Here is a 25,614-nt window from a genome sequence, read left to right on the forward strand (position 1 = left end):
AAGAGCCCGATCGACTACGAACACGACTACTGGGCCAGCTTCACCGAGGAGCTGGCTGCATAGGAAGGTCTCCACAGTTCGAGGGGATTGACACATGCAGGTTCCCTCGTGGGGAGATGTGAAGCCGGACTGGCGGTCGGAGAGCCTGGGCTGGTTCGACGAGAGTAACCGTCTCGTCGGCGTGGGCCTGGTTTTGCTGCGGCCGTTGCCGAAGCTGAAGCGGTACCTCGCCTACCTGCCCGAGGGGCCGGTCATCGACTGGGTTGCGCCGGATCTTCAGCGGTGGCTTGAGCCGATGCTCGCGTACTTGAAGGAGCGGGGGGCGTTCTCGGTGAAGATGGGGCCGCCTGTGGTGGCCCGCCGCTGGAGTGCCGAGGCGGTCAAGGTGGCGATCGCCGACCCGCAGGCGGGGCGGCTGCGGGATGTGGAGGCGACCGTGCACGAGCCGCGGGCCTTCGACATCGCCGACCGGCTGCGCCGGATGGGCTGGCAGCAGACCGAGCCCGGCGGCGAGGACGGCTTCGCCGCGGGCCAGCCGCGCTACGTCTTCCAAGTGCCCTTCGCCGGGCGGTCCCTGGACGAGATCCAGCGGGGCCTCAACCAGCAGTGGCGCCGCAACATCAAGAAGGCGGAGAAGGCTGGCGTCAAGGTCGTCCAGGGCGAGTACGAAGACCTGCCCGCCTTCTACGAGATCTACGTGGAGACCGCCGAGCGGGACCGGTTCATTCCCCGCCCGCTGGCCTACTTCCAGCGGATGTGGACTGCGCTGACAGCTGAGGACCCCGACCGCATGCGCCTCTACCTCGCCCACCATGAGGGCGAGGTGCTCGCGGCGGCCACGATGCTGACCGTCGGCGAGCACGTCTGGTACTCCTCCGGCGCCTCCACCAGCCGCAAGCGCGAGGTCCAGCCGAACAACGCCATCCAGTGGCGGATGATGACCGATGCCCACGCGCTCGGCACCGGTGTCTACGACTTCCGCGGCATCACCGACACCTTGGAGGAGAGCAACCACCTGCTGGGACTGCTGCGGTTCAAGTCCGGCACCGGCGGCGAGGCCGTCGAATACCTCGGCGAGTGGGACTTTCCGCTCAACAAGGCGCTGCACAAGGCCCTCCACCTCACCTGTCCCGACGCTGAGCCTGCGGCCTCCCCGTGCTGATCGTCGACACCGATCCGGTGAGCGTGGAACGCCAGCTACAGACCGGCCGGTTGACCTGCCCGGCCTGCAGTGCGGTCCTCACACCCTGGGGGCACGGGCGGCCGCGGGAAAGCCGCAGCCATGCCGGGGGGCCGACGGCGGTGCGGGCCGGGGCTCCCAGGGTGCGCCCGGCCCACCCCCAGAACTCCCCGCCCGGCTCGGTCTGGACGTCCAGGGCCTTCGCGGCGCGGGCGTGGTGGGCGCGCATGCGCTGTTCGGTACCGGGGTCAGGGGGAGGCGAGTACACCGGTGATCTCCCGCAACTTGGCGGCGGTCAGGGAGGGTTGAGCAACGGCGTCAACCGCCTGACTCCAGTGTGGCGCACCAGAGGCGGCCAGAAGGACGTCGTCACTCCTGGGCATGACGCGACGCTAAGGACGCACGCCTGTGCGGGGGTCAGGCCCGGCCGGATGAGGTCGGCGAGCTCCTGGCCGACCATGCCGGGCAGTTCGCCGCCGTGCAGCGGAGCCGAGGCCATCACCCGCAGGCCCGCGCCGGCGGCGGCCGGGAGCGGGCCCCGGCCGCGAAGGGCCTGGACGATCGGCGTCATCATCACCAGGCTGACCGGCATCTGGACCGCGACCAGGTGGTGGTACTGCTGTCCCCCGGCGACTTCACCGGCCAGGGCGAGCAGGCCCTCCACCGTGAACGCTTCCTCTTCCAGGCCCGCCCACGGGCGATGCCGTACCCGGCCACGTGCCCGGCCGCCACGGCTTCCTCCAGGACGACGAACGCGTCCCGGATTGCGCGGTGCAGAGCGTGACGGTCTCCGGGGTGGGCCCGCTCGGGGTTGTGCAGCAGGACCAGGTCCAGCCGCTCGCGACCGAGCTGCTCGCGGTTGCGGTGTATCTGCCAGCGCACGTAGTCCGGGGCGAGGCTGTGCCCGGCGACGGCCTGGTCCTCGGTGAGGACACCGTCGTTGACGGCGTCGGCGCCGGTGACCGCGGTGAAGTAGCCGGTCTTCGTCGCGATCCGCAGGGACGGGTGTGCGGCCAAGGCCGGAGCCAGCAAGTCGTGGGCGCGGCCGGTGGCGTAGTTGGGGGCGGCGGTGTCGATCCACTGCGCGCCGGAGGCGGCCGCACGGGCAGCCGCCTCCGAGATGAACAGCCGTTGCCTGGCGGCAACGTAAGTGATGGTGTCGTTCGCGTCGGAGACACCGTTCGCCGTCCAGCCGGTCCGTGGACTCCCTCCGTGCATGCCCTGCTTGCCCACCTGAACGAGGTGGGATTCAGCGCGGCGCCTCGCCCACTCGGCATTGACGATCAAGGACGTGAGGTCCTGACCTTCATGCCGGGACATGTGGTCTGGCCCGACCGGTTTTCGCTGATGGACCCCGCTCGACAACTGGCTCGCGTTGCACGCCTCATCCGCGACTTCCACGATGCCGTGCAGGACTTCACGCCCCCGTCCGACGCGCACTGGCAGACACTGATCCCTTCCGAGGGCAGCGACATCATCGCCCATAACGACCTGGCCCCCTGGAACCTCGTGGTCGCAGACGAGACGCGGTGGGCCCTCATCGACTGGGACGCAGCAGGTCCCGGCTCCGTCCTGTGGGATGTCGCATACGCCATTCACGGGTTCATCCCGCTGTCCGCACATCCAGACTGGCAGCGCCCGGACGCGGCGGAACGACTGCGAGTCTTCGCCGACGCGTACGGTCTCGATGAGTCCGAACGCCGTCGGTTGGCCCCTCTGCTGGGGCGGCGTACGCGTTCCATGCACGACTTCCTGCGAGACGAGGCAGCCCAAGGTGTCCAACCCTGGGCGGGGCTGTGGGCTGAAGGCCACGGTGACGCCTGGCGAAACGACGCCGAATACATCGAGCAACGCGAAGACCAGTGGGTGCACGCCCTGCTCGCCGGATGAGCTTGTCCTTCATGGTCTGACCTGGTCACGTTCGACGATGGTGCCGGGGCGTCTGGTCGTCTTGCCCACGTCGTAGCGGGTGGCAGGGCGCTGATGCTTCGAGCCGAGCGGGCGTCCGGGGCCGGGCCGGTTGGGTTTCGGCGCACGGGCCGGGCAGAGCGGTATCTGACGCCGAAGCCGTGGCTGGGTTCGTGAGTTGTGAAAGCGCGTTTGCAGGCACGCGATAGGTTGCCCGCCATGACTGAATTAGGGTCCGTCACCTGGCCACCTGCCCCGATCAAGACTGAGCGGCTCGTGCTTCGCGAGCCCGAAGCTTGGGACCGTGCAGCGTTCGTCGAGCTGCTGGCGTCGCCAGAGGTGCACACCTACCTCGGCGGCCCCCGGCCGCGTGACGAGCTTGAGCGCGAGATGCCCGGGGTACCCGAGCGGTGGCCCGGGAGTTTCGTCGTTGATCTCGACGGGGCGATGATCGGTCAGATCCTGCTCAGGAGAGCGACGGGGCACAGTCGCCCGGCTGCCGCGGGGAAGGCCGATCTCGGCTATCTGTTCCTGCCGCGGGCATGGGGATTCGGATACGCCGCCGAGGCGTGCACGGCGGCACTCGACTGGTTCGACGGCGTCCTTCCCGGCGAGCCGATAGTGCTCACCACCCAGACCGCCAACGTCGGCTCGATGCGCCTCGCGGCAAAGCTGGGGTTCACCGAGGTGGAGCGGTTCCATGCCTGGGATGCCGAGCAGTGGCTCGGCCTGCGGTCTCCGGTCACGCCGTCCGCTTGAGCCCGTGCCCGAAAGGGGTGGTGTGCCGGCCGTCAGTTCTCGTCGTCCTCGACGGCGTCCGTGGGCTGCCGTACGAGGCGGTAGACGGTCGATGTCGCGACCTTGAGCATGGCGGCGATGCTGGGGGCGGGGTGGCCTGCGGCGTGCATCTGGCGTGCAAGATCAGCTTGTTCAGGGGTGAGCTTGGGGGGTGACCCAACACGTTGTCCGCGAGCACGGGCAGCGGCTTGTCCCTCTGCCGTGACTTCGGCGATCCATACGGTTCGGAGTTGCAGGGTGGCGTCGACGGCCCGGATGACGAGGTCGCCGTCGGGCACGGTGGTGTCGACCGGCTCTTCCACGGAGCGCAGTCCGACGCGTGCGTCGTGGAGTTGGTGGAGCAGGTCGTGCAGGTTGCGCAGGCCGGCGGCGAACCTGGAGAGCCGCACGATGACGATGCAGTCGCCGGGACGGACGTGCCGGAAGGCCGCGTCCCGGGCAGGTCGCGGACCGGTGGTGCGGTGGGAGATGTCGAGGAAGACCGTGTGGCACCCGGCGGCGAGGAGAGCACCGGCCTCGGCGGGGCCCGGGTCGCCGCAGGGTGGAGAGGCCGTAGCCGATGAGGCGGGCGGCCATCACAGGACTCCGACGACGAGGGATTCACGGGCGGTCTCCACGACTTCGGCGGTGACGGTCGACAACTGGTTGATGTCCATCACGCGCTCGATCTGGGCGACGAGGCGGCTGGTGAGCCGGAAGTTCCCCCTGGTGATCCGGGTGATCGTGGCGACCGCTTCGGCGGTGGTGAAGTCTCCGAGGTCGTCCAGGGCGAGGTGGGGCCAGTGCCGGGCGATGACGAGATGCTGTTCGTTAGGGGAGAGCGGCCGTTAGTGGTGGACGAAGCCGACACGGCTGTAGAGCTGGGGGGTAGCGGGCGAGGCTCTTCTCGATCCCGGGCATGCCGATGAGGACCACGCCGACGCCGGTGCGGTCGTAGTGGTCCCGGATCTGTTCCAGGCTCGGGGTCTTGAGGCGGTCGGCTTCGTCGACTACGAGGAGTTCGGTGTTGCGGGCGGACCGCGTCGTGAAGCGTGCCGCCGTGTCCGGTCCGCCGAGGCCGCAGTCTGTCGCGAGCTGGACGGCGAAGTTGAGGCGGTCCTGGTAGAAGGTGATCGTCTTCTGCACACTGCGCGGGGTGTTGTAGAGCCCCGGTGTGTAGAAGACGGTCCGCGCCGTCAGCGCGCTCTCGGGAAGGAGGCGCCCGTCGATCAGGGTGAACGCGTCCAGGTAGGGGGCGACTTCGTCCCAGCCCGCGTAGTGGCGGGCGGAGAGGGTCTTGCCGACACCGGGTGGTCCGTAGCACAGGCCGATGTAGCGGTCCCGGCGTACGGCGTCGGCGAATTCGGTGAAGCGCCGGTGTTCCTTGGTGATGACGAACGGGGCCGGGACGGGGACGTCCGGCTCGGCCAGGGCGGGGACCTCTTCATCGTCGGCCTGGTGGCGCTCTGCGTCGGGGGTTGTCATGGCCTACTGCTCCCGGTAGCGGCGCAGTCTGGGCCGGGATTCCTGGGGCTCGGGCGGCGGTTCCCCAGTGAGCGGTTCGGGGGTGGTGTGGACGGCCAGGAGGCGGTCGACGACGCTGGTGCGCTGTCTGAGGGTGCCGGTCAGTTCGCGGCGGCGGGCGTTGCGGGCCGCCGCGATGTCCTTGAGGGAGACGGTGGTGCCGGCCAGTTGGGGGCAGATGGCGCGGGTGAGGTAGCGGTCCTGGTGGAAGACGCGGATCTCCGCGAGGTGGCGGGGGTCGTAGCGGATGGTCACGTCCTCGCCCACGTAGGCGGCCAGGACGGGGTCGAGGTAGCGCAGGGACTGGAAGTGGATGCCGTCGGGGTGGATCTTGCGGGGCTTGGCCACGGTGAGCAGGAGCAGGTCGAGCTGTTCGAGTGCGTCGGGCATGTGGGGCAGGAAGGCGCCCGCTTCCCAGCGGGCCTGCGGCGGGTGTCCGGTCTCGCCGTGCTCGCGTTGGTTGTAGGTGCCGACGAAGAAGGCGCCCAGGGCGTGGTCGAGTTCGGCGAGGCTGAGCCGGGCCTGCCCGGCTCGGTCCTTGGTGCCGCGGGGCGCGTATCCCGGCAGGTCGGACAGGCACAGGGTGTTGACCGTGTCCATGATGCGCTCGATCTTGCCCGCGGCCACGGGGTTGGCCGGGTAGCGAGAAGACGAGGCGGATCTTCAGTCCGGCGGCGGCCTGCCCCATGTGCGCGGAGGTGAAGTCGCTGCCGTGATCGGTGTAGAAGACGGTGGGGATGCCGCATATGTACCAGGCCGGGTCCGGCTTGCGCCAGATCGCCTGTCGCAGCGCGAGCACGGTGTTCAGCGCGGAGGGGGCACCGAGGTTGACCGCGTACCCGGCGATCGCGCGGGAGTAGTCGTCCTCGACGACGGTCAGCCAGGGCCGGGCGGGCCTGCCGCTGGGGGCGATCACCCACAGGTCGAGCCCGGTGTGGTCGGCCTGCCAGATCGCGTTGGGGCCCTCGGCCTCGCGGCGGTGGATCAAGTCGTACACCTCCCGATACCGCTTGGCCCCCTCGTGCGCGAGCATCACCAGGGAGGGGTCGAGCGCGCGGACGATGGAGTACACCGTGCTGTACGAGGGCACGGGCCAGCCCTGATCCTTGGCGACCTCGACGACCCTCCGGTGTACCCACGTCAGGTGCGGTGCCGGGCGGCGCAGGGCCAGCCCTTCGCGCCCCCGCACCTGTGTTCCGCCGGTCTCCCGGCCCCGGAGTCCAAGCCCGGACACCAGGGCACGAGTGACCCGACGGTAGTTCCGGGATCGGTTGGGTGACATGCGCCTACTAGGACTCCGTTAGGTTGCTCTGGTTCTTGGGTTTGGGCTGGTGGTGGATGTTCTGGGCAGGGGGCGGTGGCAGGTGGTGCAAATTCCGGTCCAGCAGTTCAGCAGGTCCTGGATGGTGTCGAGGATCTGGTAGAGAGGGTGAGCCCGCTGTATCGGCTTTTGGGGCCAGGCGCTGTTCGGTGAGGAACGCGTGGGCGGCGGTCACCAGGGGGACGTGGTGATGCCACCCGGTCCAGGAACGTCCCTCGAAGTGGTCCAGGCCGAGGCCGTGCTTGAGTTCCCGGTAGTCGTGCTCGATGCGCCAGCGGATCTTCGCCAGTCGGACCAGTTCGGCGAGGGAGAGCGTGTCGGGCAGGTTGGACAGCCAGTAGCCGGTGGGCGCCTCGGCGCCGGCGGGCCATTCGACCAGCAGCGTGACGTCGGGCAGGACGCCGTCCCAGCAGTTTTCGTCTGTGGCGGCGGCCTGGGCGAGGCGTCGGGACCTGACCCCGGCCGGCCGCACCAGCAGGGACAGGAAATCCGAACGCATCGGCCCGCGGGAGCCTTCCCGCCAGGTCACCTCGGTGAACGCCTGCCGCCCCTGGTCCGCCACGAGCGCGGCCACCGGGGACGGCTTGTCCCGGTAGCGGGGCTGGGGCTTGCGACCGTTGCCGGACCAGGGCGGGGCAGTGGGCACGGCATCGTGCGGGTGGGCGGTCACGTCCGAGCGGATCGCCACCACGTAGCCGATGCTCCGACGTCCAGCCCGTCGCGGAAGTCGGCGTTCTGCCCGTATCCGGCATCGGCCACCACCAACACGCGTCAATGTCATCACCGACGTGGCCACCGTCGTCTCCAGCGCGGACAGCCAGGCCCTGCCCGGCATCCACGCCCGCCTCAGGCGGCTGCGCCTGCTGCCCGGACAGCACCTGGTCGACGGCGGCTACACCTCCGTCGCCGGCATGGACGCCGCAGCACGCCATCACCGAGTCACCCTGATCGGACCGCTTCCGCCCAGCACCAGCCCGCAGCACCGGGCCCAGGACGGTTTCGGGCGGGACAACTTCATCATCGACTTCGACCAACGCGAGGTCACCTTCCCCAACGGGCAGATCAGCGGCAACTGGCAGGACTTTCCGGTGGCGGAGCCGACCTAGGTGGCGGTCCGGTTCGACGCCCGCCAGTGCGGCCGCTGCCCCGAGAAGACCTCATGCACCCCGGGCCCGTTTCGCAGCCTGTGCTTCCCGACCCGCCGCCTGCACGAACTCCAGATCAAGAACCGCGCCGACCAGCAGGACACGAACTGGCGCAGGCTCTACGGCCTGCGCTCCGGGGCCGAAGGCACCATCGAGGAGTTCGCGGACGGACATCGAGGACGTCGGTGCCGCTACCGCGGCCTGGCCAAAACGCACGTCCAACACGTCCTGACCGCACTCGCGATCAACGTTGAACGTCTCAGCGAACAAGAGCCCGTCGACTCCACCTACCGTGCCCGCCCGCACACCGCATTCCAGCAGTACCTCGACGCACGCGGCCTGCCCCGCCCCCTGTGGTGGCGGCAAGGCAAATGACCCCGAATCTCAAGATTCCCGACAGAGTCGCTCATTGACCCCGGGCCACGCCTCCGAGCGCGGCCGTGGGTGGTTCAGTTGCCGGGCTGGTAGGCGCGGGGTGTGGAGCCGGTCCAGCGCCGAAACGCACGGTGGAAGGCGCTCGGTTCGGAGAAGCCCAGGCGCTGGGACAGCTCCTCGATGGACATGGCCCCCGCCGCCAGCGCGGTGACGGCCACGTCGCGTCGCAGCTGGTCGCGGATCTGCTGGAACGACGTTCCCTCGGCAGCCAACTGTCGGCGCAGGGTCTGCGGGCTCACGGCCAGCCGCTCCGCGACCTCGGCCGGAGCCGGCATCCGGTCCGGCAGCGACTGCCCGAGCAGCCGCCGTACACGGGCGGCCGCGGTGCTGCCGTAGTCCAGCCGGGCCAGCACGTCCGCCGGTGCACGGCGCAGGAAGGCGTGGAGTCCCGCCTCGTCCTGCAGCACCGGCTGGTCCAGCACGGCGCGGTCGAAGACGAGGGCGGTGTGCGGGGCGTCGAAGCGGCAGGGGGCGCCGTAGAGCAGGTCGTACTCCAGGACGTGGTTCGGTGCGGGGTAGCCGAGTTCGACCCTGGCCAGCTCGATGCGGCGGCGGATCAGCCAGCCCGCGAAGCGGTGCACGACCACGGTCACCGACTCCGCGAGGTAGTGCTCAGGATCGTCGAAGGCCGCCAGGTCGAAGACAATCCTGACCTCGCCGTGCTCCGGGGACTCCGCGATGGTGAGCAGCGGCCCGCCGGGAAAGAGCCGGTAGAACGCGGCACAGCGTGCGAGCGCGGCACGCAGGTCGGGGGTGCAGTGGACGACGGCGTGGCACATCATTGCGAACGTGCCCACCTTCTGCGGGTTCGGTCCGAAGCCCTGGAGTTCGTCGTCCAGGACGGACCACAGTTCCTTGGTGAGCCGGGCGAACTGCTGAGGCGACACGCGGGCCAGCGGAGCATGCAACAGTTGCTGGGGGATACCGGCCTGGGCCACGAGGGCGGATGTGTCCACGCCGTGCCGCTCCGCTCCGTACAGGCAGGCCCGTACGTGGTGGATCGCCACCGAGCGGGCGGACATCCCGGCAAGGAGCGCAGACGGCGGGAGGCCCTGCGGGACGGGTGGTGCGGCCATGACCGCCGAGCGTAGGCGACGTATGAAGTCAATGGTTGTGAGCACTGCGGTCATGACGGCTCGCCCCTCGCCCGGCCTACCGTCGCCCCATGATCAGAGACGGCTACTTCGACGAGGACCACGACGCGTACCGGACCGCGTGGCGCGACTTCATCGCCCACGGGGTCCTGCCGCGCCAGGCGACGTGGGAACGGAACGGCATCGTCGGCAAGGACGTCTGGCGCCTGGCGGGCAAGCAGAACCTGCTCTGCCCGTGGGCCGACCCCGCCTACGGTGGCCTGGGCCTGAGCGATCTGCGCTACGAGCAGATCATGATCGAGGAGCTGGCCTTCGCCGCCGAGTCCGGCTTCGCGGTGCCGCTGCACTCTGGCATCGTCGCCCCCTACCTTGCCGAGTTCGGCACCGAGGAGCACAAACGCCGCCACCTGACCCGTGCGGTCACCGGGGAGGGACTGGTGGCCATCGCGATCACCGAGCCCGGCACCGGCTCCGACGTGGCCGGCATCCGCACCCACGCCAGACGCGACGGGGACGAGTGGGTGATCAACGGCGCCAAGACGTTCATCTCCAGCGGCATCAACGCCGACCTGGTCATCGTCGCCGCCCGCACCGGCGACGGGCACTCCATCGGCCTGTTCCTCGTCGAGTCCCCAACGCCCGGCTTCCGCCGCGGCCGTAAGCTCGACAAGCTCGGCCTGCGCACCTGGGACACCGCCGAGCTGTTCTTCGACGACGTCAGGATCCCCGCGGGCAACGTCCTGGGCGACCCCGACCAGGGCTTCGTACTGATGATGCGGCAGTTCGCCCTCGAACGACTCGTCGTCGCAATGGGCGCCGTCGCCGAGTGCCAGGCGGCGCTGCGCGAGACCATTGCCTACGTCAAGGAACGCACCGCTTTCGGCCGGCCGCTGACGAAGTTCCAGGACACCCGATTCCGGCTCGCCGCGATGCGCGCCCGGATCTCCTCCGCGCAGGCGTTCGTCGACACCTGCGTCCTGGCGCACAACGCCGGGCGCCTGACCGCCGACGAGGCCGCCGAGGCCAAGCTCGTGGCCACGGAACTGCAGGGGGAGGTGGTCGACGACTGCCTTCAGATGTTCGGCGGGTACGGCTACATGCGCGAATACCCCATCTGCCGACGCTACGCCGACGCCCGCATCCAGCGGATCTACGGCGGCACCTCGGAGATCATGAAGGAAATCATCAGCCGGTCCATGGACCTGTGAAACAGGACAGGAGCAACCGCCATGACCACGACCGGCCCGCTGCGCGGCGTACGAGTCCTGGAACTCGCCGGCCTCGCACCCGCACCCTTCGCCTGCACCCTCCTGTCCGACCTCGGGGCCAAAGTGCTCCGCATCGACCGCACGGACACCCCGGCCCCCGACGGCATGGCCCAGGACCCCCTGGCTCGAGGCCGTCGCTCGGCCGCGATCGACCTCAAGCATCCGGGCGAAGCCCAGGCGGTGCTGCGGCTCGTGGAACGCGCCGACGTCTTCGTCGAGGGCTTCCGCCCCGGTGTCTGCGAACGCCTAGGCATCGGCCCCGACGCCTGCCTGGAGCTCAACCCGCGCCTGGTCTACGCCCGTCTCACCGGCTACGGTCAGTCCGGACCGCTGGCAGACCGCGCCGGGCACGACATCAACTATCTCGCACTGTCAGGTGCGTTGGAGCCTCTCGGCCCGTCCGACGGGCCCCCGCTGCCGCCACTGAACTACGTCGCCGACTTCGGCGGCGGCGGACCGCTGCTGGCCGTCGGCGTCCTGGCCGCCCTGTGGGAACGGCTCAGATCGGGACGCGGCCAGGTGGTGGACGCCGCGATGACCGAGGGCGCGGCGCTGAACACGGCCATCCTGCATGGCCTGCGCGACCAGGGTCTGTGGCAGGAGCGGCGCGGCGGCAACCTCTTCGACGGCTCCGCACCCTTCTACACCACCTATGCCTGCGCCGACGGCCGGTTCGTCGCCGTCGGAGCGATCGAACCGCAGTTCTGGACACAGACCCTTACCGGCCTCGGCCTCGCAGCAGAAGACCTGCCCGCCCAGCACGGCCGCGCCGCCTGGCCCACCGTCAAGGCGCGGATGGCCTCTGTCTTAGCGACCCGCACACGGGACGAGTGGGCCTCGGTCTTCGACGGCACGGACGCCTGCGTCACCCCGGTGCTCAGCCCGTTCGAGGCGCACCTGCATCCGCACAACTTCGCCCGCGGCACCTTCACCGAGGTGGCCGGCCAGCTCCAGCCGTCGCCCGCCCCGTGCCTGTCGCGCACCCCCGCCACCATCGCCTCCCCCTCGCCCCGGCCCGGCGAACACACCGACACCGCGCTCGCCGACTGGGGCCTGACCACCGACGAGATCAACGACCTGCGAAAGGAAGGCACCCTGCGATGACCGTCATCGACGTGTGGGCCCAGCACCCCACCCTGCGCTTCATCCAGCACGACATGTTCGCCTCCCTGCGCCGCTGGACCGGCGCCGAAACCCTCACCGAGGAACTTCCCGTCGACCTCACCCTCGCTGCCATGGACGCCGGCGGCGTGGACATCTCCCTGCTCAGCGCCTGGTACGGCCCTGAGGGTGCCCTCATCTCCAACGACGAGGTCGCCTCCTTCGTCGCCCACGCCCCCGACCGCCTGGCCGGCCTTGCCTCCGTGAACCTGCGCAAGCCGATGGAAGCCGTGCGGGAACTGCGCCGCTGCGTCCACGAGCTGGGCTTCATAGGGCTGCGGGTCGTGCCGTGGCTGTGGGGCTGGCCGCCGGATGACCGCCGCTACTACCCGCTGTACGCCGAGTGCGTCGAACTCGGCATCCCCTTCTGCACTCAGGTCGGCCACACCGGCCCGCTGCGCACATCCGAGACCGGCCGCCCCATTCCGTACCTGGACAACGTGGCACTCGACTTCCCCGAACTCACCATCGTCGGCGGCCACATCGGCTACCCGTGGACGGAGGAGATGATTGCCGTGACCCGCAAGCACGAGAACGTCTACATCGACACCTCCGCCTACACCAGCAAGCGCATCCCGCCCGAACTGGTGGCCTACATGCGCAGCAGCCGTCACAAGGTCCTCTTCGGCACCAACTACCCCATGATCACGGCCGACAAGGCCCTCGCCGATCTCGATCAGCTGGGACTCGACGACACCGCTGCCGATCTCTACCTTCACGGTCACGCGCAGCGGATCTTCGGACTCGGCGAGGCGAAAGCCGAGTGACGCCCGTCCGCTACACGCTGGAGACCGCTGAGCAGGCCCTCACCTCGCAGCCATTCAGCCGGCTCATGGGTGCGCGACTCACCGGCTACACGGAATCCGAGGTCAAGGCTGCTCATCCTCACCGCTTCATCAAAGACCGGGACTGTAAAACGTTCGGTGTAACTCCTGATCAAGGAAGATGCACCGATGACCAGCAGCGGACTCCCGGTGGGAACTTCCGCCCGGACAGTCGTGGCTGGCAGATCGGTGGCCGTTTGCTTTAACGCCGGGCGCAGCAGCCATGCGTCTTTACGCTGAGTGCATCTTTGACGACTGCTGGATCTGGTCGATCAGGTGGTGCTGCCGTACGGCGTCCGCGAAGGTGGTCGCCTCGGTGGTGGCGTTGGCCTTGTCGCGGGCGAACGCGGCGTACAGGTGGGCGAGGTCCTGCACGCTCTCGTCGAGAGAGGTGTCCGGGAGGTGCCGGTACTTCTCGGGAACGGGCAGCACCGCGAGCGCGGAGCTGTTGCCGCTGTCCGCGTTGACGCCGTGGATGGTGTTGTCCTCGGTGTTCTCGAAGGCCCTGTCATTGGTGAGCCGCAGGACGCCCTCGGTGCCGGTGATGTCGATCTGCAGGCCCGTCGGGAACTTCTGAGCGCCCTCCAGCTGGACGGAGAACAGGCCGCCGTTCTCCAGGGTGCCGATGGCCATGACCTCGTCGGGCTTGGCGGAGGGCACGGTCTTGCCGGTCTCCAGGACGGTGAGCTCGGGATACTGGGTCTCGACGATCGAGGTGAGGTCCTTGGGGGGTCCGACGATCTGGAACAGCACGTCGAGGAAGTGCCCGCCGTAGATGGACAGCACGTGGGTGAAGGCGTCGACGTCGAAGGTCCAGGCGACCTTCTCCGGCATGACGGGCGGGAACGCGTCCACGCCGACCGAGATGCGGGCAGCACGCACATCCCCCACGTAGCCGCGGGCCACCAGGTCCCGTGCGTAGCGGGCGGCGGGCCCCTGGCGGCGCTGGAGTCCGACGATGTGCCGGACGCCCTTCGCCTCGGCCAGGGAGAGCAGTTCCTCCGAGTCCGAGGTGCGGGTGGTGAGCGGCCACTCGCTGTAGACGTCCTTGCCGGCCTCGATGGCGGCCTTCACGAGCGGCACGCGCTGCGAAGTCGGGGTCAGCACCGCCACCAGGTCGACGTCGGGGTCCTTGATCAACTCGAAGGCGTCGCCGTACATGCGCGGGATGCCGAACTTCTCGGCCGCCTGCTGCGCCGACTCCTTGCGGCGCGCCGACACGGCGACCACCTCGAACTCCGGCAGGGTCCGCAGCGCCGGGATGTGCCCGTAACTGGCCCAGCCGCCGGCCCCGATGATCCCGACCCGGATTGCCTGCGCACTCATGCTCTGCTCCTTCATTTGTACGGGCTTGGCGCTCAAGCCCGGTGCTGCCTGATGGACTTGTGTGTCCCCGGGCGACGTTCGTAGGCCGGTGACCGGCTCACCCGGCCGGCTCGCGGTCGCGGCGCCTGAAGGTGTTGGGAAAGCCGTGCTGGCGTGCCGCGATGGCCACGGCAAGGGCGATAAGGAGGATGGCGAGCGCTCCCAGATCAGGGACGCCGGAACCGGTACCGCTGAGGAGGATGCCGCCGAGGCTTGCGCCTGCGGCGATGCCCTCAGCATGCGCAACGTGCGCGTCATGCCCCGCAACAACACAGCTCAGGAGCCATGCTCGTCCCCCGGCTCGCCCTGCGCGTCGTGTGGGGGGCCCTCGGCAGTAGCAGATCAGCGAGATGCTCACGGACCCCACGACGCTGTGCCGGCGTCGAGAAAGGCCTCGGGTTTGGTCGTCGCGGCCCCCAGGCAGTGGGCGAAGCGCCCACTGGATGGCCTGCTACCGCGCCGAACCGCAGTCAACAAATCACCGCTGGCAGGACTGCCGCACACTCCGCCCGGTCGCCCAGGTCCCGGTCATTCGGACGGAAGGTTGCCAAGACGCTCGGCCATGTTCAACTCGAACGCCTTGTCTGTACTGAAGCCTGCGGCGTTCAGCTTCGGCATCATCACCTGCGCTTCGGGCCAGGCGTCCACCCCGGCAAGCACATGGTTCGAGACCCAGAGATCCCCTTCCGAGGGAACACCGGCGCGCGCGTTGACCAGCTTCTTGCCGACCTCCAGCGCGCGCTTCTCGAAACGGCTCACGCGCTCGGCGAAGGCGTCCACGAACGCGTCGAGTTCACTGTCGGGAACGGATCGGTTGACCCAGCCGTAGCGTTCGGCGATGTCCGCGTCGAAGTCGTCCGCGCCCAGGACGACCTCAAGGGTCCTGGAGCGTCCCACCAGGGCGGCGAGCCATTCGACGCCGCCGCCGCCCGGCACAGAAGAGCCGGCGACCTCGATCAGTGAGAACACCGCCCGTTCCCTCGATGCGAAGCGCATGTCACAGGCAAGGGCAAATTCGAACCCTTGGGCTCGGGCGCGGCCGCGCATCTTTGCGACGCTGATCACGGAAGACTGTGCGAGTCGGGTCACGAAGGTCGGCCAGTGGTCGAACGACGCACCACCGGGCTGGTCGGCCGCCCCGTGACCGCGCGCAACATCGTGGTGGTTGACGAAGAAGTCCTCGTCCCCGCTCTCGAAGACGACGATCTTGAGATCGGTGTCGTTCTCGATCTCGTCCATCAGGACGTTCAGTTCCGCGAACATCTCCGGGTCGAAAAGGTTGAACGGGGGATTGTCGATGACGATCCGCCAGTAGGCGGGCGACTGGCGGATGACACTCAGACGATTGGTGACGGCCATGATGTGTACTCCGTTCAGAGGACCATCGCGGCTGGACACCTGTGGTGCGGCCGCGAGGTCAGTCGTACGTGCGTCACCCCAGGGTCAAACATTGACACCAGTGTCAAGGTCAAACGGGAGACCGGGCATCCGCAAAGAGGCCGGTCGGACACCCCGGCGGGGTGTCGGCGTCGACACTGGACGACTTCTTCACTGGCCATCTTGATCCAATAGCGCGCTGGCCCGGCCAACGCACCGGACTTGGTGAAAAACAACGGGCTGTAGCCAGTACGCCGGCCTGCAGTGGCGCCGCATCAACCTGCGGAGGATGGGGGTGCTGAAGTTGATGACGCCCCAGCCATAAACCCGCCCTTCGCTCCGGATCCGGCGGAGAGCTCCCGCCGGGCCCGTGCAGGCATGAGCGAGATGTCCCATGCTCGGCGGTGTGCGCCGGCTTGGATCTGCGCGGCGCTGGTGGTGCTGCGTTATGTGGTCGCTTCGTCTACGGCGTTCATGTAGCCGTCGATGGCGTCGCGGTTCTGGGTGAGGCAGTGAATGCGGGCCGTCATCCGGTCACGCTCGCGTGCGAGGAGTACCAGCAGTTCCGGGTCGGCGTCTTCGACAACGATCTCGCGGGGTTTGTCGAGGCACGGCAGTATCTGCTTGATGATCCGGGTGGGGATTCCGCTGTCGATCAGTCCCCGGATCTGAATGACCCGGTCGACCAGGTAGTCGTCGTAGTCGCGGTATCCGTTGGGCAGCCGCTGCGGAACGATCAGTCCTTGCGCCTCGTAGTACCGCAGTGACCGCGCCGGCGTGTCCGTCAGCTTCTCCAGCTCTCCGATGCGCATATGACCATCCTCACTTTCGGCCTCCGGGTTGACCTTGACACTTATGTCAACCATGCATCGTAGGGCAGGCCCCGCACCTCGGGTCCCCCAGCGGTTGGAGACGTCTTCCCGGGGTCGCCCGGAGGGAGGGGGACGCGCCCGTCGACTTTCGAACGATCTTGGCTCGGTCATCCGGCCGATGTCTATCGGAGGAGCAGATGCACAGCGCACGAGCACACCCGTGGCAGGACCGGCGGCTCGCACCGGACGAACGCGCCCATCTCGTCGTCGCGGAGATGACCGAGGACGAGAAGTTCTCCTGGCTGTCCGCGCCGATCGCCCTGCCGGTCCCGGGCTGGCCGACGATCCCGGACGGTGCGCTGGGGGCGGCGGCGTACTACCCGGCGATCCCGCGTCTGGGCCTTCCGGGGATCCAGCAGGCTGACGCCGGCCTCGGCGGCGCCGGCCTCGGTGTCGTCAACCCCGGCGGCATCCGGCCCGGCGACAACGCGACCGCGCTGCCTTCGTCTCTGCTACTCGGGGCGACCTTCGACGTCGCAACCGCGCGGGAGACCGGCGCGCTCGTCGGCCGTCAGGCCCGGGCCAAGGGGTTCGCCGTTCAGCTTGCCGGCGGTGCCAACCTCGTGCGTGAGGCCACCGGAGGCCGCAACTTCGAGTACCTCAGCGAGGACCCGCTGCTCACCGGCCGCCTGGCGGGCGCCTCTGTGATGGCCGCCCAGGCCCAGGGCGTGGTGTCCACCGTGAAGCACTTCACCCTCAACGCCCAGGAGACCGGCCGCGTCATGGCCGACTCCCGCAGCCAGGAGGCGGCCCACCGCGAATCGGATCTCCTCGCCTTCCAGATCGCCATCGAGGATGGCCGTCCGGGTGCGGTCATGCCCGGCTACAACCTGGTTAAGGGCCACTACGCGTCCGAGAACGCCCACCTGCTCACCACCGTCCTCAAGGGCGAGTGGGGCTTCGACGGCTGGGTCATGGCCGACTGGGGCGCCACCCACTCCACCGAGAAGGCGGCCCTCGCCGGCCTCGACGTCCAGTCGGGCGCGAACTTCGACCCCGAGCCCTACTTCGGTGCACCGCTGCGCGATGCCGTACGCGAGGGCCGGGTCCCGCAACAGCGGATCGACGACATGGTGCACCGTCAGCTCCGTACGCTGTTCCGCCTCGGCGTGATCGACGACCCGCCCGTGCCCGGTGGTGCGGTCGACTACAGCGCCGACGATCTCATCGCGCAGCGTGCCGCGGACTGGTCCTGCTCAAGAACACCGGCGACCTGCTGCCCGCGCCGCAGGGCCTTCAGCGCATCGTGGTCATCGGGCGGTACGCGGATGTCGCGGTTCTCTCCGGCGGCGGGTCCTCCACAGTGACGCCGCACGGCAGCACGGTCGAGAAGTCCGGGCAACTCGTGCCCGCCTACCCGTTCGGCTGGGGACTGTCCTACACCACGTTCGCCTTCAGCGGCCTGACCGTCACCGCCCACGGCCCGGACGTCCGCGTTGCGGGCACCGTCACCAACACCGGCTCCCGCGCCGGAGCGTTCCTGGCCCAGGTGTATGTCAGCCGCGGCATGCCCGTCGGCGGCGACACCGACGATTTCGGCCCTCGGCTGGCCGCGTTCGAAAAGGTTCATCTGGAACCGGGCGAGAGCCTCCCAGTGGTGCTGCACCTCGAACCGCGGCTGCTCGCCCGCTGGGACGCCGATGCCGGGGCATTTGGCATCGCGGGCGGCACCTACCAGGTCCGCATCGGCGCACACCCCCACGACGAGGACGGACCCGCACAGACCACCCGCCTCCAGCCGGACCTGCTGCGCTGACACACCACCCGTCCGACCACACCCCACGGCACCATCCAGTGCCGTCCATCACCAACCACCTTGAGGGATAACACGAGATGACCACCACCCACACCGCCCGCCCCGCAAAGGCTTCCGGCACCTTCCGACTCGGCGGCGACCTCGAGATCAACCGCCTCGGCTACGGCACGATGCAGCTGACCGGCAAGGGCGTCTGGGGCGAGCCGAAGGACCACGCTGAGGCCATCCGCGTACTCAAGCGCGCCGTCGAGCTCGGCGTGAACTTCTTCGACACCGCCGACAGCTACGGCCCCGACGTCACCGAGCCCCTCCTGCGCGAGGCCCTGCACCCCTACGGCGACGACATCGTCATCGCGACGAAGGCCGGCCTCACCCGCCAGGGCCCCGACCTCTGGGCGCCCGTTGGCCGCCCCGCCTACCTCCGCCAGCAGGCCGAGATGAGCCTGCGGCGCCTCGGCGTCGACCGCATCGACCTGTTCCAGCTCCACCGCATCGACCCCGACACCCCGCTCGAAGACCAGATCGGCGAACTGAAGAAGCTCCAGGACGAGGGCAAGATCCGGCACATCGGCCTCAGCGAGGTCACCGTGACAGAGGTGAAGGCGGCGCAGGAGATCGCGCCGATCGTCTCCGTGCAGAACCTCTACAACCTCACCAACCGCTCCGCGGAAGAGCTGCTCGAGTGGTCGACCGAGCAGGGCATCGGCTTCATCCCCTGGTTCCCGCTCGCCACCGGACAGCTCACCGGCGAAGGCAGCCCGCTCACCGAACTCGCCAAGCAGCACAACGCCTCACCGTCGCAACTCGCCCTCGCCTGGCTCCTCAAGCGCTCCCCGGTCATGCTCCCCATCCCAGGCACCTCACGCGTCGCCCACCTGGAGGACAACCTCACCGGCGCGACCATCGAACTCACCGACGACGAGTTCGAAGCACTGTCGAAGGCGACCGCCTGACCCACGCCACCCGCTCCTCGCTCTGTCCCTTGCAGCGGGCGGCCACCCGGACAGGTGGCCGCCCACGCGCGCTGTCACAAGCTGAGGTAGAAGCGCACGGTCGTGCCGTCGTCGCCGGTGTGCACGCGCACCAGGTCGGCCACGTAGTGGACCAGCATCAGGCCCCGGCCGCCCAGCTGGTCGCGCTCCGGCGGGCGGCGGCCGGCCAGCGGATCGGTCAGCCGGCCCGCATCGCGGACCTCACACACCAGCTGCCCCTGCTCGGCCCAGATGGCGAGTGTCCCGCGGCCTCCGCCGTGGACCACGCTGTTGGTCGTCAGCTCCGCGACCGCCAGCTCCACATCCATCAGCCGCTCCCCCACCAGGCCCAGCCGCATCGCCTGAGCGAGAGCGAACTGACGGACCGCCGGAAGGTCCTCACCACCGTAGGAGAAGGCCGCGGCGTCCGGTGCAGGCGCAAGCGCCTGGTTGTACCGATCGACGACCGCCTGCCAGTCGTAGACGTCGCTGACCGACTCACGTCCATCCCCGCTGATGACGGTCGGGTGGGTGACCTTCGCATCAGCGAGAACCTCCGGCTCCAGCCGCACCTCGTCGTAGGGGCACAGGATCGTCACCGCCCGGCCATCGAACGCCGCGTTGATCAGCGCCTCGTGCTGCGCGCACGCCGGGTACTCCACCGCGCTGCGCCCGGCCCAGATCGGCTCGCCGATGATCCGCACACGCCCCTTCGGGTGGGCGTCGGCGAATCCACGCAGCACCTTGGGGATGATCCGCCCCGGGTTGCGGCCGGCCTCGGTCATGTCCAGGAACAGGATGCCCTTGGCGTCCCCGCCCAGACCTGCCTTGATCAGCTCCAGGTTGGGGCCGGGCACCGCCACGGCCATCGGCTCGCCGTTGGTCAGGCCCTCGCGCAGGAAGGCCACCGTCTGCCGCGTGTACTCCTGCTCGGTGCGGTAGAAGAGGGCAGGGTGCACGAACGCCTCGTGGGTGGTCACCGTGCTCATCACAGAGCCACCTCGATCCGGTCCAGGCCCGGCCAGAACATCTCCAAAACCCGCGGCAGCTGCGGCGGGGGATTCTCGACCACAACCCTCCCGTCGGGCAGGTTCATGGCGGTGACCGCCAGCGCGGTTACCCCGGCCACGTCGACGAACGCCACATCCGACAGCTCCACGTACGACACGCCCGCGTGCCGCCGGACCAGCTCGGACAGGGCCTGCTCCCAAGACGGGCGAGTGAGGGCACTGATCTCACCGCGGGCACGTATCCCGGAACGACCGGGCAACGGGCTCACCTCCAACGCGGCCCTCCCGGGCACCGCCGGGGGCCCGCCCACCGCATGTGGGGCATCCACGCTCGGACTCCTTCACATCAAGCCGCCTGCCGACCGTCCCGGCACGGGCAGAGCAAAAGCTCCTCCCAACGGGGCAGTGTATCCAGGCGGCAGACACGCCTGGTTCTGTAAGTGGGAGCGAGCAACGTCTATCGACGGTTTCGGATAGCGCTCTGGGAGCCCGAACTGGGGGTGGTCTGCGTCGTCTACAGGGGTCGGCGTCCGGCGATGGCGCCGCCGGGGTCGTCCAGGAGGGCGATGCGAGCGGTGATGTGCTTGCCGACTGCCTCCCGCTGCACTTCGAAGCCCGGGCGACGGCCATGACGATCTCCAGACCGTGCTGGCCCACCCGTCCCGCGTCGGCGGCCCGGGCCACCGGCAGTACCGGATCGCAGTCCCACACCACCACCTCGACCGCGTCGCCGACGATGCGCAGGTCCATCAGCACCGGGCCCGGCGCGTACTTGCGGGCATTGGTGACCAGCTGGCTGACCACCAACTGGGTGAGACCCACGGCACGCTGCGAGACCGGCAGCCCATGCTCGGCCTGGACGCGCGTGAGGAAGCCGGCGGCGAGGTGGCGGGCCTGCGCGATACACGCACCGTCGCCCTCCAGGGCCACCGTGGTCTGTATGGCCTGCTCATCCGGTACCGCGCTGTCCTCACCCACCGGGGCTGGTTCCATCGCGGCTCGCTTCTCCTACCCCGTTCACATCCCCGCGCGTCACGCATGCTTGGTACACGCTTTACGCCCTGCTTGCAAGGGCATCACCCGCTTCTATGGCGGGCAGCACTGCAGGTGAAGGTCCTGGTGTGCCAGTATCACCGGCATGGCCGAGGGAGAGATGGCGGACACCGGACAAGCCGCGTAGTCAGGCCAGTTGTCGGTCGTCTCCGCCGCCGCCGACGGCATCCGTGTGCTGACCCTGGCGGGATAGATCAACCGCGACACCGGCCAGACGCTCCGCCAGGCCCTGGACGTCTCCGGAACTCCCCGCCCTCGCATCGTGGTCGATCTGAGCCGGGTCACCTTCATGGACTCCACCGGCATCAACACTTCCATCGCCGCCCACCGCGCCCTCACCGAGGTCGGCGGCTGGATCCGCCTGGCCGCACCGACCGAAGCCGTGATGCGCCCCCTGCAGATCGTCGGCGTCGACTGCCGCGAAACCCTCCGTCAAGCTCTCAGTAACTGACCTATCCCCCGTTCCGGCCGTGCGCGGCCCGACCGGCTCAGTGCTGATGGTGATCGCGCTTGGAGAGGTAGAGGGGACTGAGCTGGCGCCAGTAGCCGTGCATGAGGTCTTCGGCCTCCTGCACCGCCCGCTGAGCGCATGGCGCGTCCGTCGGCAGGTGTCGCTCGGCTTGAGCCGCGGTGGAACCCGTGCGCCGGACCTCCCTCAGCGCCGTCCAGCGCGAAGCACGGCCGGATACGACAGCGGTGCGCGGCCTGCCACTTCGGCCTGTCAGGCGCCATCGCGCGAGCAGTATCGCGGCCACCACCGACATTGCGCTGGCGGCATAGACCTCATGACCGGCCACTGGCTCCTCCTGCCGGACACCCGCATGGATCGTGCTGGGTTCGTGTGCCCCGGTATCGCATCGTCAACGTCACCGCTGGGCTAAGAAACCCTCACATGCCATCGCCAGGTGATGGGGGTCGGCACCCAGGCGGCGGGCGGCACGCTCGTCGGCCTGCTCGACCCGGCCGGCGTGGCCATCATGGACAGGCTGGTCATTCTGCACCGGGTGGGGCAGCCCGCGGAAACGCTGGACGTCACGCGGGTGGAAGTCGGCGTCGATGTCGCCCGCGACGCCTCCGGCCGGTGGCGCCACCCCGCACGCTGGCACCGCTCCCGCCCCGACCTCTCCCCCACCGACGCTCCCCGCCTGACGGCACCTCCGCACTGACGGCGGCGCGGCGCGGCGGCCTGGCCGACGCGCAACCCGGCCGAGCGCCCCGATCCCCGGCCGCGTCCGCGCCGCCCATCCCGCCCTCCCACTCCTCAACTCCAGCCAGGGACATAGGCAAAGCGGCCGCAACGGGGATGTCAGCACCCCGACCACGCCCGTACGCCCGAAGTGACCTGGGCAAACGCCAGGACGCTGCGAAGGCTCGCGCAACACCTACCGCAACACTGGCAACACCCGGCGCAACCCCATGGCGCAACACCTACCGCAGCCTGACGCGGTTCCGCACTCCTGGGCACCCGGGCGTTCCTCACGCAGCCCGCGCTGCTCCCCAGGCGCGGGCCATCTGCCGCAACTCAGCACGCGCCGCCGACACCGAGGGAACCCTCTTCCAGTACGGGTGCCACGTCAGGCGTACGGACAGGAGCAGCAAGTGGCGGCGCAGGGCCGTGGTGTCACGGGACCGGGGCGCGGCGAGCGCTTCGTAGGCGGCGTTCCAGGCGTGCTGCATCTGGACCAGGTCGTCGGGGACGTCGGTGGAGTCCATACCGGCATTAGATCGTGTGCTCGAATTCCTCGTCGCGCGGGACATGCTCCGGGCGCGCTGACCAGTTGTGGTCGGGGGTGGGCGTGGCACGGCCGGGCCCATGGTCGGCCTCATGGTCGGGGTCGCGGTCGCCCCAATACATCAGCGGCTGAACGGGCGGCGCGGCGGTTCGTGCGAACCGGACCCGAGAGGTGGCGGCGGCGCGATGTCGGCCCGCTCGGGTGAATTTCTGCCTCGCGTACGCGGCACGGATCTAACCGAATGATCGCATCTTGCAGCAGGTGGGCCAGATCGTTCATTGGTGAGTCTCCTTGCCCGACGATGGGTCAGGATCAGTGCCGGGGGTGCCTGGCACCTGGGCCTGCCGGACCAGCGTCAGGTGCCCGCCTTGTGCCGCTTCCCCCTTCTGCGCGGATGTATGGCTCACTCCGGTCCGCACGGACGCGCTGGTCGCCCGTTGATCCGCATTTAGCGGGTAGACGGGTCGGCATGGCTGAAGTGGTAGAGGCTGGACTGTGGGGGTTGGTGGCGGGTTCGGCGCTGCTGCTCGGTGCTGCGCTGGGGTACGGGCTGCGGGTGCCGCAGAAGGTGATCGCGACCGTGATGGCCTTCGGGGCCGGGGTGCTGATCTCAGCGGTGTCCTTCGAACTGGTCGGGGAGGCGTACGACCAGGCGGGACTTGCTCCTGCGGCCGTCGGCACCCTGATCGGCGCCTTGGCCTACACCGGGGGCAACGTGTGGCTGGCCCGCCGGGGCGCCCGGCACCGCAAGCGCTCTGGTCACGGGCGGGCGGAGGCGCAGCCCTCGGAGGCCGAGCAGGGCGGGTCCGGGACAGCGCTCGCGCTCGGCGCTCTGCTCGACGGCGTGCCGGAGTCCGCGGTCATCGGCGTCAGCCTGCTCGACGGCGGCGCGGTCAGTCTGGTGACCGTGGCCGCAGTGTTCATCAGCAACGTTCCCGAAGGACTGTCCAGTTCGGCGGGGATGAAGAAGGCCGGACGCGGCCGGGGGTACGTCTTCGGCGTCTGGGCGGCGATCGCCGCGGCCAGCACGGTGTCGGCCGTTCTCGGTTACACGGTGGTCGGTTCCTTCTCCCCCGCCGTGATCGCCGCGGTGACCGCGGTGGCGGCCGGGGCGATCCTCGCCATGATCGCCGACACGATGATCCCTGAAGCCTTCGACGACGCCCACCTGGCCATCGGACTGATCACCGTCAGCGGCTTCCTCGTCTCCTTCACCCTCTCCCACACCTGACCGCTGATGTTAGGAGCGGGGAACCATGCCATGGCGCTGTGTGTGGCAGGTAGTGCACGAGTCCGTCCGAGGCCGCCGACCGCGGATGCCCGCGGGGCCCCGGGACTGTGCCATGACAACACCGGGGCCCCTAACGAGGCCGGGGGGCGTTGTGGTAACGACCCGGCGGGAAGACGGTAACGGCGCCGCGATACTGCCGAGGTTCGCGCGGTGACCCGCTGTTGACAGTGTTCAGGACTTCGATCCGCCCCATAGCCCACGTCTGGACCGAGACGGCATGTGAGGCGGAGCCGCCGTGTGCGTCCGGTGCCGTTTGCCCACGTCGATGCCGTGAAGGTGCCCACAGGGGCGCATCTGCCGTCCCTGGTGTGGCACTTGCTGTGCCATGAAGTGGACGGGTTGGGCAACAGGGGCGGTTCGGCGTCATGGCCGGGCTGCTGCGCGGGCGGTGCGCGGAGGCGTGGTCGGAACCGGGCCGTGAACGCAACCTGATGGTGCAGGCCTGGCACGGCGGCGCTGGCTGCCTGTGTGGCGTGGGCGGTTGGCTGGGTGGTGGCTGCAGGCGCCGACAGCGTTCGTCGCTCCGTGGGTGGCGGTCGTGCTGGTGGAGTCGACGGTGTACCGGTCGCTCGCGCACGGTCTGCAGCAAGTGGCGGCGATCGCGGTGGGCACGGTGGTGGCGACGGTCGTCGCGTTGGTACTGGACAGCACGATGGTCGCGATGTGGTGCTTCCGGCGGTGTTGCTGCTGGCACAGTGGCAGCGCCTGGCAGCCAGGGTATCTATGCCGCCACCGGCGTGCTGTTCGTCCTGACCAACGGGCAAGTCTCCCTGGCGACGTCGGGCGCGCGCATCGCGGAGGCGGTCTTCGGAGCAGTGGTCGGCATCGCGGTCAACGCGCTGATCCGGCCGCCGGTGTATCTGCGTGACACCTGCGCCGCCCTTGAGGACGCCGCCCGCGAGGCGCAGGAGATCCTGGAAGCGGTGGCCGAGGGGTTGGCCGACGGCGAGGGGGGCACTCACGCGGCTGGGGAGCGGCACGAGCGCGCGCTTGCGTCTGGGCCGCCTGATCGACCAGGCCCGCTCCGCGATCGGCTGGAGCCGCGAAAGCATGCCGGGGCAATCACCGCGGGCGCCGTACGCGTGCCGTCGCCCGGCAAGGCGTACGACGATGCGCTGACCGTACTGAACCATGTCGCCGTTCACACCGCAGGCGTGACCCGCACCGTGCTGGAGACCGCGAACCACAGCGGGAAGGCAGCCCGTCCCGGCCCGCAGATCACCGGCCCTTACGCCGACTTCCTGCGCCACACCGCGCGCGCTGTCGGCCTCTACGGCCAATCCCGGTTCGCCGGAAGCGATTCCCACGGCTGCGACTCGCAGGCGCTGCGTGAGGTGGTCGCGGGGCTTCGCCGCACGCTCGACGAACTGCAGCGGCGGCTGCCGGACGCCATACGGGACGACCCGGCGCGCCGGCGACGCACGGCACGCTCCTGGCCCAGGAGCGCCGCCTGGCCGATCAGCTCCTCCCGGACTGAGGTCGCCGCGCCGTGAGTCCTGGCTTCCTAATGCTGTTGTCAAGCCGTCGGAATACGGCTTATGCACCCAGG

The 25,614-nt window shown here is 69.3% G+C and carries 26 protein-coding genes and 7 pseudogenes; 16 read left to right on the forward strand and 17 right to left on the reverse strand.

From position 1 onward, the window contains the following. Positions 1-91 precede the first annotated feature (91 nt). A pseudogene (locus ACFU53_RS22505) lies at positions 92-1,162 on the forward strand (lipid II:glycine glycyltransferase FemX); the annotation flags it as partial. A 313-nt stretch (positions 1,163-1,475) separates the two neighbouring features. On the opposite strand, the gene ACFU53_RS22510 reads toward ACFU53_RS22505, so the two are convergent. Then, positions 1,476-1,844, reverse strand: coding sequence for a hypothetical protein (locus ACFU53_RS22510; protein ID WP_383995243.1), 369 nt, complete (start codon positions 1,842-1,844; stop codon positions 1,476-1,478). Further along, complete coding sequence (locus ACFU53_RS22515) at positions 1,754-2,467, reverse strand: aldo/keto reductase (protein WP_383995133.1); 714 nt, start codon at positions 2,465-2,467, stop codon at positions 1,754-1,756. Before ACFU53_RS22515 ends, ACFU53_RS22510 begins: the two co-directional genes overlap by 91 nt. Between ACFU53_RS22515 and ACFU53_RS22520 the strand changes: the two genes are divergently transcribed. Next, a complete protein-coding gene (locus tag ACFU53_RS22520; RefSeq protein WP_383995136.1) occupies positions 2,393-3,070 on the forward strand; it encodes a phosphotransferase enzyme family protein in 678 nt (225 codons plus the stop codon). The genes ACFU53_RS22515 and ACFU53_RS22520 overlap by 75 nt on opposite strands. 9 nt (positions 3,071-3,079) lie before the next feature. Here ACFU53_RS22520 and ACFU53_RS22525 read toward each other — a convergent pair. Beyond that, positions 3,080-3,226 (reverse strand): annotated as a pseudogene (locus ACFU53_RS22525) (transposase); the annotation flags it as partial. A gap of 81 nt (positions 3,227-3,307) precedes the next feature. Between ACFU53_RS22525 and ACFU53_RS22530 the strand changes: the two are divergent. Beyond that, positions 3,308-3,847 (forward strand): GNAT family N-acetyltransferase, encoded by a 540-nt coding sequence (locus tag ACFU53_RS22530; RefSeq protein WP_383995139.1) that lies wholly within the window; start codon positions 3,308-3,310, stop codon positions 3,845-3,847. A 32-nt stretch (positions 3,848-3,879) separates the two neighbouring features. Here the strand turns inward: ACFU53_RS22530 and ACFU53_RS22535 are convergent. The 5 genes and pseudogenes from ACFU53_RS22535 to ACFU53_RS22555 all read right to left on the reverse strand — a co-directional run. After that, positions 3,880-4,374: pseudogene (locus ACFU53_RS22535) on the reverse strand (recombinase family protein); the annotation flags it as partial. A 322-nt stretch (positions 4,375-4,696) separates the two neighbouring features. Next, the gene (locus ACFU53_RS22540) at positions 4,697-5,350 is read right to left on the reverse strand and encodes an AAA family ATPase (protein WP_383995142.1); all 654 of its coding nucleotides are present in this window, start codon (positions 5,348-5,350) and stop codon (positions 4,697-4,699) included. Positions 5,351-5,353: 3 nt separating this feature from the next. Further along, positions 5,354-6,016, reverse strand: a complete 663-nt coding sequence (locus tag ACFU53_RS22545; RefSeq protein ID WP_383995146.1) for a Mu transposase C-terminal domain-containing protein — start codon at positions 6,014-6,016, stop codon at positions 5,354-5,356. Positions 6,017-6,029: 13 nt separating this feature from the next. Then, a pseudogene (locus ACFU53_RS22550) lies at positions 6,030-6,671 on the reverse strand (DDE-type integrase/transposase/recombinase); the annotation flags it as partial. A gap of 107 nt (positions 6,672-6,778) precedes the next feature. Then, positions 6,779-7,475 (reverse strand): annotated as a pseudogene (locus ACFU53_RS22555) (IS701 family transposase); the annotation flags it as partial. 23 nt (positions 7,476-7,498) lie between these two features. Here ACFU53_RS22555 and ACFU53_RS22560 point away from each other — a divergent pair. Continuing rightward, a complete protein-coding gene (locus tag ACFU53_RS22560) occupies positions 7,499-7,816 on the forward strand; it encodes a hypothetical protein (protein WP_383995149.1) in 318 nt (105 codons plus the stop codon). Then, positions 7,817-8,230: a transposase gene (locus ACFU53_RS22565; protein WP_383995152.1), complete on the forward strand. Its 414-nt coding sequence runs from the start codon at positions 7,817-7,819 to the stop codon at positions 8,228-8,230. It abuts the gene before it with no gap. A gap of 74 nt (positions 8,231-8,304) precedes the next feature. Here the strand turns inward: ACFU53_RS22565 and ACFU53_RS22570 are convergent, their stop codons facing one another. Then, on the reverse strand, positions 8,305-9,366 hold the full coding sequence (locus ACFU53_RS22570; protein ID WP_383995155.1) for an AraC family transcriptional regulator: 1,062 nt from the start codon (positions 9,364-9,366) through the stop codon (positions 8,305-8,307). A 92-nt stretch (positions 9,367-9,458) separates the two neighbouring features. Here ACFU53_RS22570 and ACFU53_RS22575 point away from each other — a divergent pair, with 92 nt between their 5' ends. The 3 genes from ACFU53_RS22575 to ACFU53_RS22585 are packed head-to-tail and all read left to right on the forward strand — an operon-like array spanning position 9,459 to position 12,580. Beyond that, on the forward strand, positions 9,459-10,592 hold the full coding sequence (locus ACFU53_RS22575; protein ID WP_383995238.1) for an acyl-CoA dehydrogenase family protein: 1,134 nt from the start codon (positions 9,459-9,461) through the stop codon (positions 10,590-10,592). A 21-nt stretch (positions 10,593-10,613) separates the two neighbouring features. Beyond that, positions 10,614-11,756, forward strand: a complete 1,143-nt coding sequence (locus tag ACFU53_RS22580) for a CaiB/BaiF CoA transferase family protein (protein ID WP_383995158.1) — start codon at positions 10,614-10,616, stop codon at positions 11,754-11,756. Then, positions 11,753-12,580 (forward strand): amidohydrolase family protein, encoded by an 828-nt coding sequence (locus ACFU53_RS22585; protein WP_383995161.1) that lies wholly within the window; start codon positions 11,753-11,755, stop codon positions 12,578-12,580. The genes ACFU53_RS22580 and ACFU53_RS22585 overlap by 4 nt, the downstream gene beginning before the upstream one ends. Positions 12,581-12,868: 288 nt before the next feature. Here ACFU53_RS22585 and ACFU53_RS22590 read toward each other — a convergent pair whose 3' ends face one another. From ACFU53_RS22590 to ACFU53_RS22600, 3 genes are all read right to left on the reverse strand, one after another. Beyond that, complete coding sequence (locus ACFU53_RS22590; protein ID WP_383995164.1) at positions 12,869-13,963, reverse strand: Gfo/Idh/MocA family protein; 1,095 nt, start codon at positions 13,961-13,963, stop codon at positions 12,869-12,871. A gap of 567 nt (positions 13,964-14,530) precedes the next feature. Then, positions 14,531-15,361: an enoyl-CoA hydratase/isomerase family protein gene (locus ACFU53_RS22595; RefSeq protein ID WP_383995167.1), complete on the reverse strand. Its 831-nt coding sequence runs from the start codon at positions 15,359-15,361 to the stop codon at positions 14,531-14,533. Positions 15,362-15,825: 464 nt separating this feature from the next. Further along, entirely contained in the window at positions 15,826-16,191 is a 366-nt protein-coding gene (locus ACFU53_RS22600) for a MerR family transcriptional regulator (RefSeq protein ID WP_362434046.1), read from the reverse strand. 197 nt (positions 16,192-16,388) lie between these two features. Between ACFU53_RS22600 and ACFU53_RS22605 the strand changes: the two genes are divergently transcribed. The 3 genes from ACFU53_RS22605 to ACFU53_RS22615 all read left to right on the forward strand — a co-directional run bounded on the left by ACFU53_RS22605 (position 16,389) and on the right by ACFU53_RS22615 (position 18,960). Continuing rightward, positions 16,389-17,558 (forward strand): glycoside hydrolase family 3 protein, encoded by a 1,170-nt coding sequence (locus ACFU53_RS22605; RefSeq protein ID WP_383995171.1) that lies wholly within the window; start codon positions 16,389-16,391, stop codon positions 17,556-17,558. Beyond that, positions 17,555-18,007, forward strand: a complete 453-nt coding sequence (locus tag ACFU53_RS22610; RefSeq protein ID WP_383995174.1) for a fibronectin type III-like domain-contianing protein — start codon at positions 17,555-17,557, stop codon at positions 18,005-18,007. The genes ACFU53_RS22605 and ACFU53_RS22610 overlap by 4 nt, the downstream gene beginning before the upstream one ends. Positions 18,008-18,084: 77 nt before the next feature. Next, a complete protein-coding gene (locus ACFU53_RS22615; RefSeq protein ID WP_383995177.1) occupies positions 18,085-18,960 on the forward strand; it encodes an aldo/keto reductase in 876 nt (291 codons plus the stop codon). A gap of 74 nt (positions 18,961-19,034) precedes the next feature. Here ACFU53_RS22615 and ACFU53_RS22620 read toward each other — a convergent pair whose 3' ends face one another. From ACFU53_RS22620 to ACFU53_RS22630, 3 genes and pseudogenes are all read right to left on the reverse strand, one after another. Then, positions 19,035-19,967 (reverse strand): anti-sigma factor RsbA family regulatory protein, encoded by a 933-nt coding sequence (locus ACFU53_RS22620; protein WP_383995180.1) that lies wholly within the window; start codon positions 19,965-19,967, stop codon positions 19,035-19,037. After that, positions 19,967-20,317, reverse strand: coding sequence for an STAS domain-containing protein (locus ACFU53_RS22625; protein WP_383995182.1), 351 nt, complete (start codon positions 20,315-20,317; stop codon positions 19,967-19,969). The genes ACFU53_RS22620 and ACFU53_RS22625 overlap by 1 nt, the downstream gene beginning before the upstream one ends. Before the next feature lie 185 nt (positions 20,318-20,502). Beyond that, positions 20,503-20,981 (reverse strand): annotated as a pseudogene (locus ACFU53_RS22630) (ATP-binding protein). A 253-nt stretch (positions 20,982-21,234) separates the two neighbouring features. Between ACFU53_RS22630 and ACFU53_RS22635 the strand changes: the two are divergent. Beyond that, positions 21,235-21,492 (forward strand): STAS domain-containing protein, encoded by a 258-nt coding sequence (locus ACFU53_RS22635; RefSeq protein ID WP_383995240.1) that lies wholly within the window; start codon positions 21,235-21,237, stop codon positions 21,490-21,492. A gap of 37 nt (positions 21,493-21,529) precedes the next feature. On the opposite strand, the gene ACFU53_RS22640 is transcribed toward ACFU53_RS22635, so the two are convergent. Beyond that, on the reverse strand, positions 21,530-21,838 hold the full coding sequence (locus tag ACFU53_RS22640) for a hypothetical protein (RefSeq protein WP_383995185.1): 309 nt from the start codon (positions 21,836-21,838) through the stop codon (positions 21,530-21,532). A gap of 111 nt (positions 21,839-21,949) precedes the next feature. On the opposite strand from ACFU53_RS22640, the gene ACFU53_RS22645 reads away from it, so the two are divergent. Then, positions 21,950-22,207 (forward strand): hypothetical protein, encoded by a 258-nt coding sequence (locus ACFU53_RS22645; protein ID WP_383995188.1) that lies wholly within the window; start codon positions 21,950-21,952, stop codon positions 22,205-22,207. 310 nt (positions 22,208-22,517) lie between these two features. On the opposite strand, the gene ACFU53_RS22650 is transcribed toward ACFU53_RS22645, so the two are convergent. Further along, complete coding sequence (locus ACFU53_RS22650; RefSeq protein WP_383995191.1) at positions 22,518-22,754, reverse strand: hypothetical protein; 237 nt, start codon at positions 22,752-22,754, stop codon at positions 22,518-22,520. Between the two features lie 489 nt (positions 22,755-23,243). Between ACFU53_RS22650 and ACFU53_RS22655 the strand changes: the two genes are divergently transcribed. The 3 genes and pseudogenes from ACFU53_RS22655 (at position 23,244) to ACFU53_RS22665 (ending at position 25,558) form a co-directional block, all read left to right on the forward strand. Further along, a complete protein-coding gene (locus tag ACFU53_RS22655) occupies positions 23,244-24,005 on the forward strand; it encodes a ZIP family metal transporter (protein ID WP_383995194.1) in 762 nt (253 codons plus the stop codon). A gap of 604 nt (positions 24,006-24,609) precedes the next feature. Then, positions 24,610-24,663 (forward strand): annotated as a pseudogene (locus tag ACFU53_RS22660) (hypothetical protein); the annotation flags it as partial. A gap of 97 nt (positions 24,664-24,760) precedes the next feature. Further along, positions 24,761-25,558: a hypothetical protein gene (locus ACFU53_RS22665; protein WP_383995246.1), complete on the forward strand. Its 798-nt coding sequence runs from the start codon at positions 24,761-24,763 to the stop codon at positions 25,556-25,558. Positions 25,559-25,614: the final 56 nt, after the last annotated feature.

Source organism: Streptomyces sp. NPDC057474 (genome assembly GCF_042802555.1).
Taxonomy (GTDB): Bacteria; Actinomycetota; Actinomycetes; order Streptomycetales; family Streptomycetaceae; genus Streptomyces.

Excerpts from the sequence above, each read along its gene's own strand:
- ACFU53_RS22530 (WP_383995139.1), top strand. The coding sequence starts at position 3,308 with ATGACTGAATTAGGGTCCGTCACCTGGCCACCTGCCCCGATCAAGACT.
- ACFU53_RS22540 (WP_383995142.1), bottom strand. The coding sequence starts at position 5,350 with ATGACAACCCCCGACGCAGAGCGCCACCAGGCCGACGATGAAGAGGTC.
- ACFU53_RS22570 (WP_383995155.1), bottom strand. The coding sequence starts at position 9,366 with ATGGCCGCACCACCCGTCCCGCAGGGCCTCCCGCCGTCTGCGCTCCTT.
- ACFU53_RS22580 (WP_383995158.1), top strand. The coding sequence starts at position 10,614 with ATGACCACGACCGGCCCGCTGCGCGGCGTACGAGTCCTGGAACTCGCC.
- ACFU53_RS22585 (WP_383995161.1), top strand. The coding sequence starts at position 11,753 with ATGACCGTCATCGACGTGTGGGCCCAGCACCCCACCCTGCGCTTCATC.
- ACFU53_RS22590 (WP_383995164.1), bottom strand. The coding sequence starts at position 13,963 with ATGAGTGCGCAGGCAATCCGGGTCGGGATCATCGGGGCCGGCGGCTGG.
- ACFU53_RS22595 (WP_383995167.1), bottom strand. The coding sequence starts at position 15,361 with ATGGCCGTCACCAATCGTCTGAGTGTCATCCGCCAGTCGCCCGCCTAC.
- ACFU53_RS22600 (WP_362434046.1), bottom strand. The coding sequence starts at position 16,191 with ATGCGCATCGGAGAGCTGGAGAAGCTGACGGACACGCCGGCGCGGTCA.
- ACFU53_RS22605 (WP_383995171.1), top strand. The coding sequence starts at position 16,389 with ATGCACAGCGCACGAGCACACCCGTGGCAGGACCGGCGGCTCGCACCG.
- ACFU53_RS22615 (WP_383995177.1), top strand. The coding sequence starts at position 18,085 with ATGACCACCACCCACACCGCCCGCCCCGCAAAGGCTTCCGGCACCTTC.
- ACFU53_RS22620 (WP_383995180.1), bottom strand. The coding sequence starts at position 19,967 with ATGAGCACGGTGACCACCCACGAGGCGTTCGTGCACCCTGCCCTCTTC.
- ACFU53_RS22645 (WP_383995188.1), top strand. The coding sequence starts at position 21,950 with ATGGGGGTCGGCACCCAGGCGGCGGGCGGCACGCTCGTCGGCCTGCTC.
- ACFU53_RS22650 (WP_383995191.1), bottom strand. The coding sequence starts at position 22,754 with ATGGACTCCACCGACGTCCCCGACGACCTGGTCCAGATGCAGCACGCC.
- ACFU53_RS22655 (WP_383995194.1), top strand. The coding sequence starts at position 23,244 with ATGGCTGAAGTGGTAGAGGCTGGACTGTGGGGGTTGGTGGCGGGTTCG.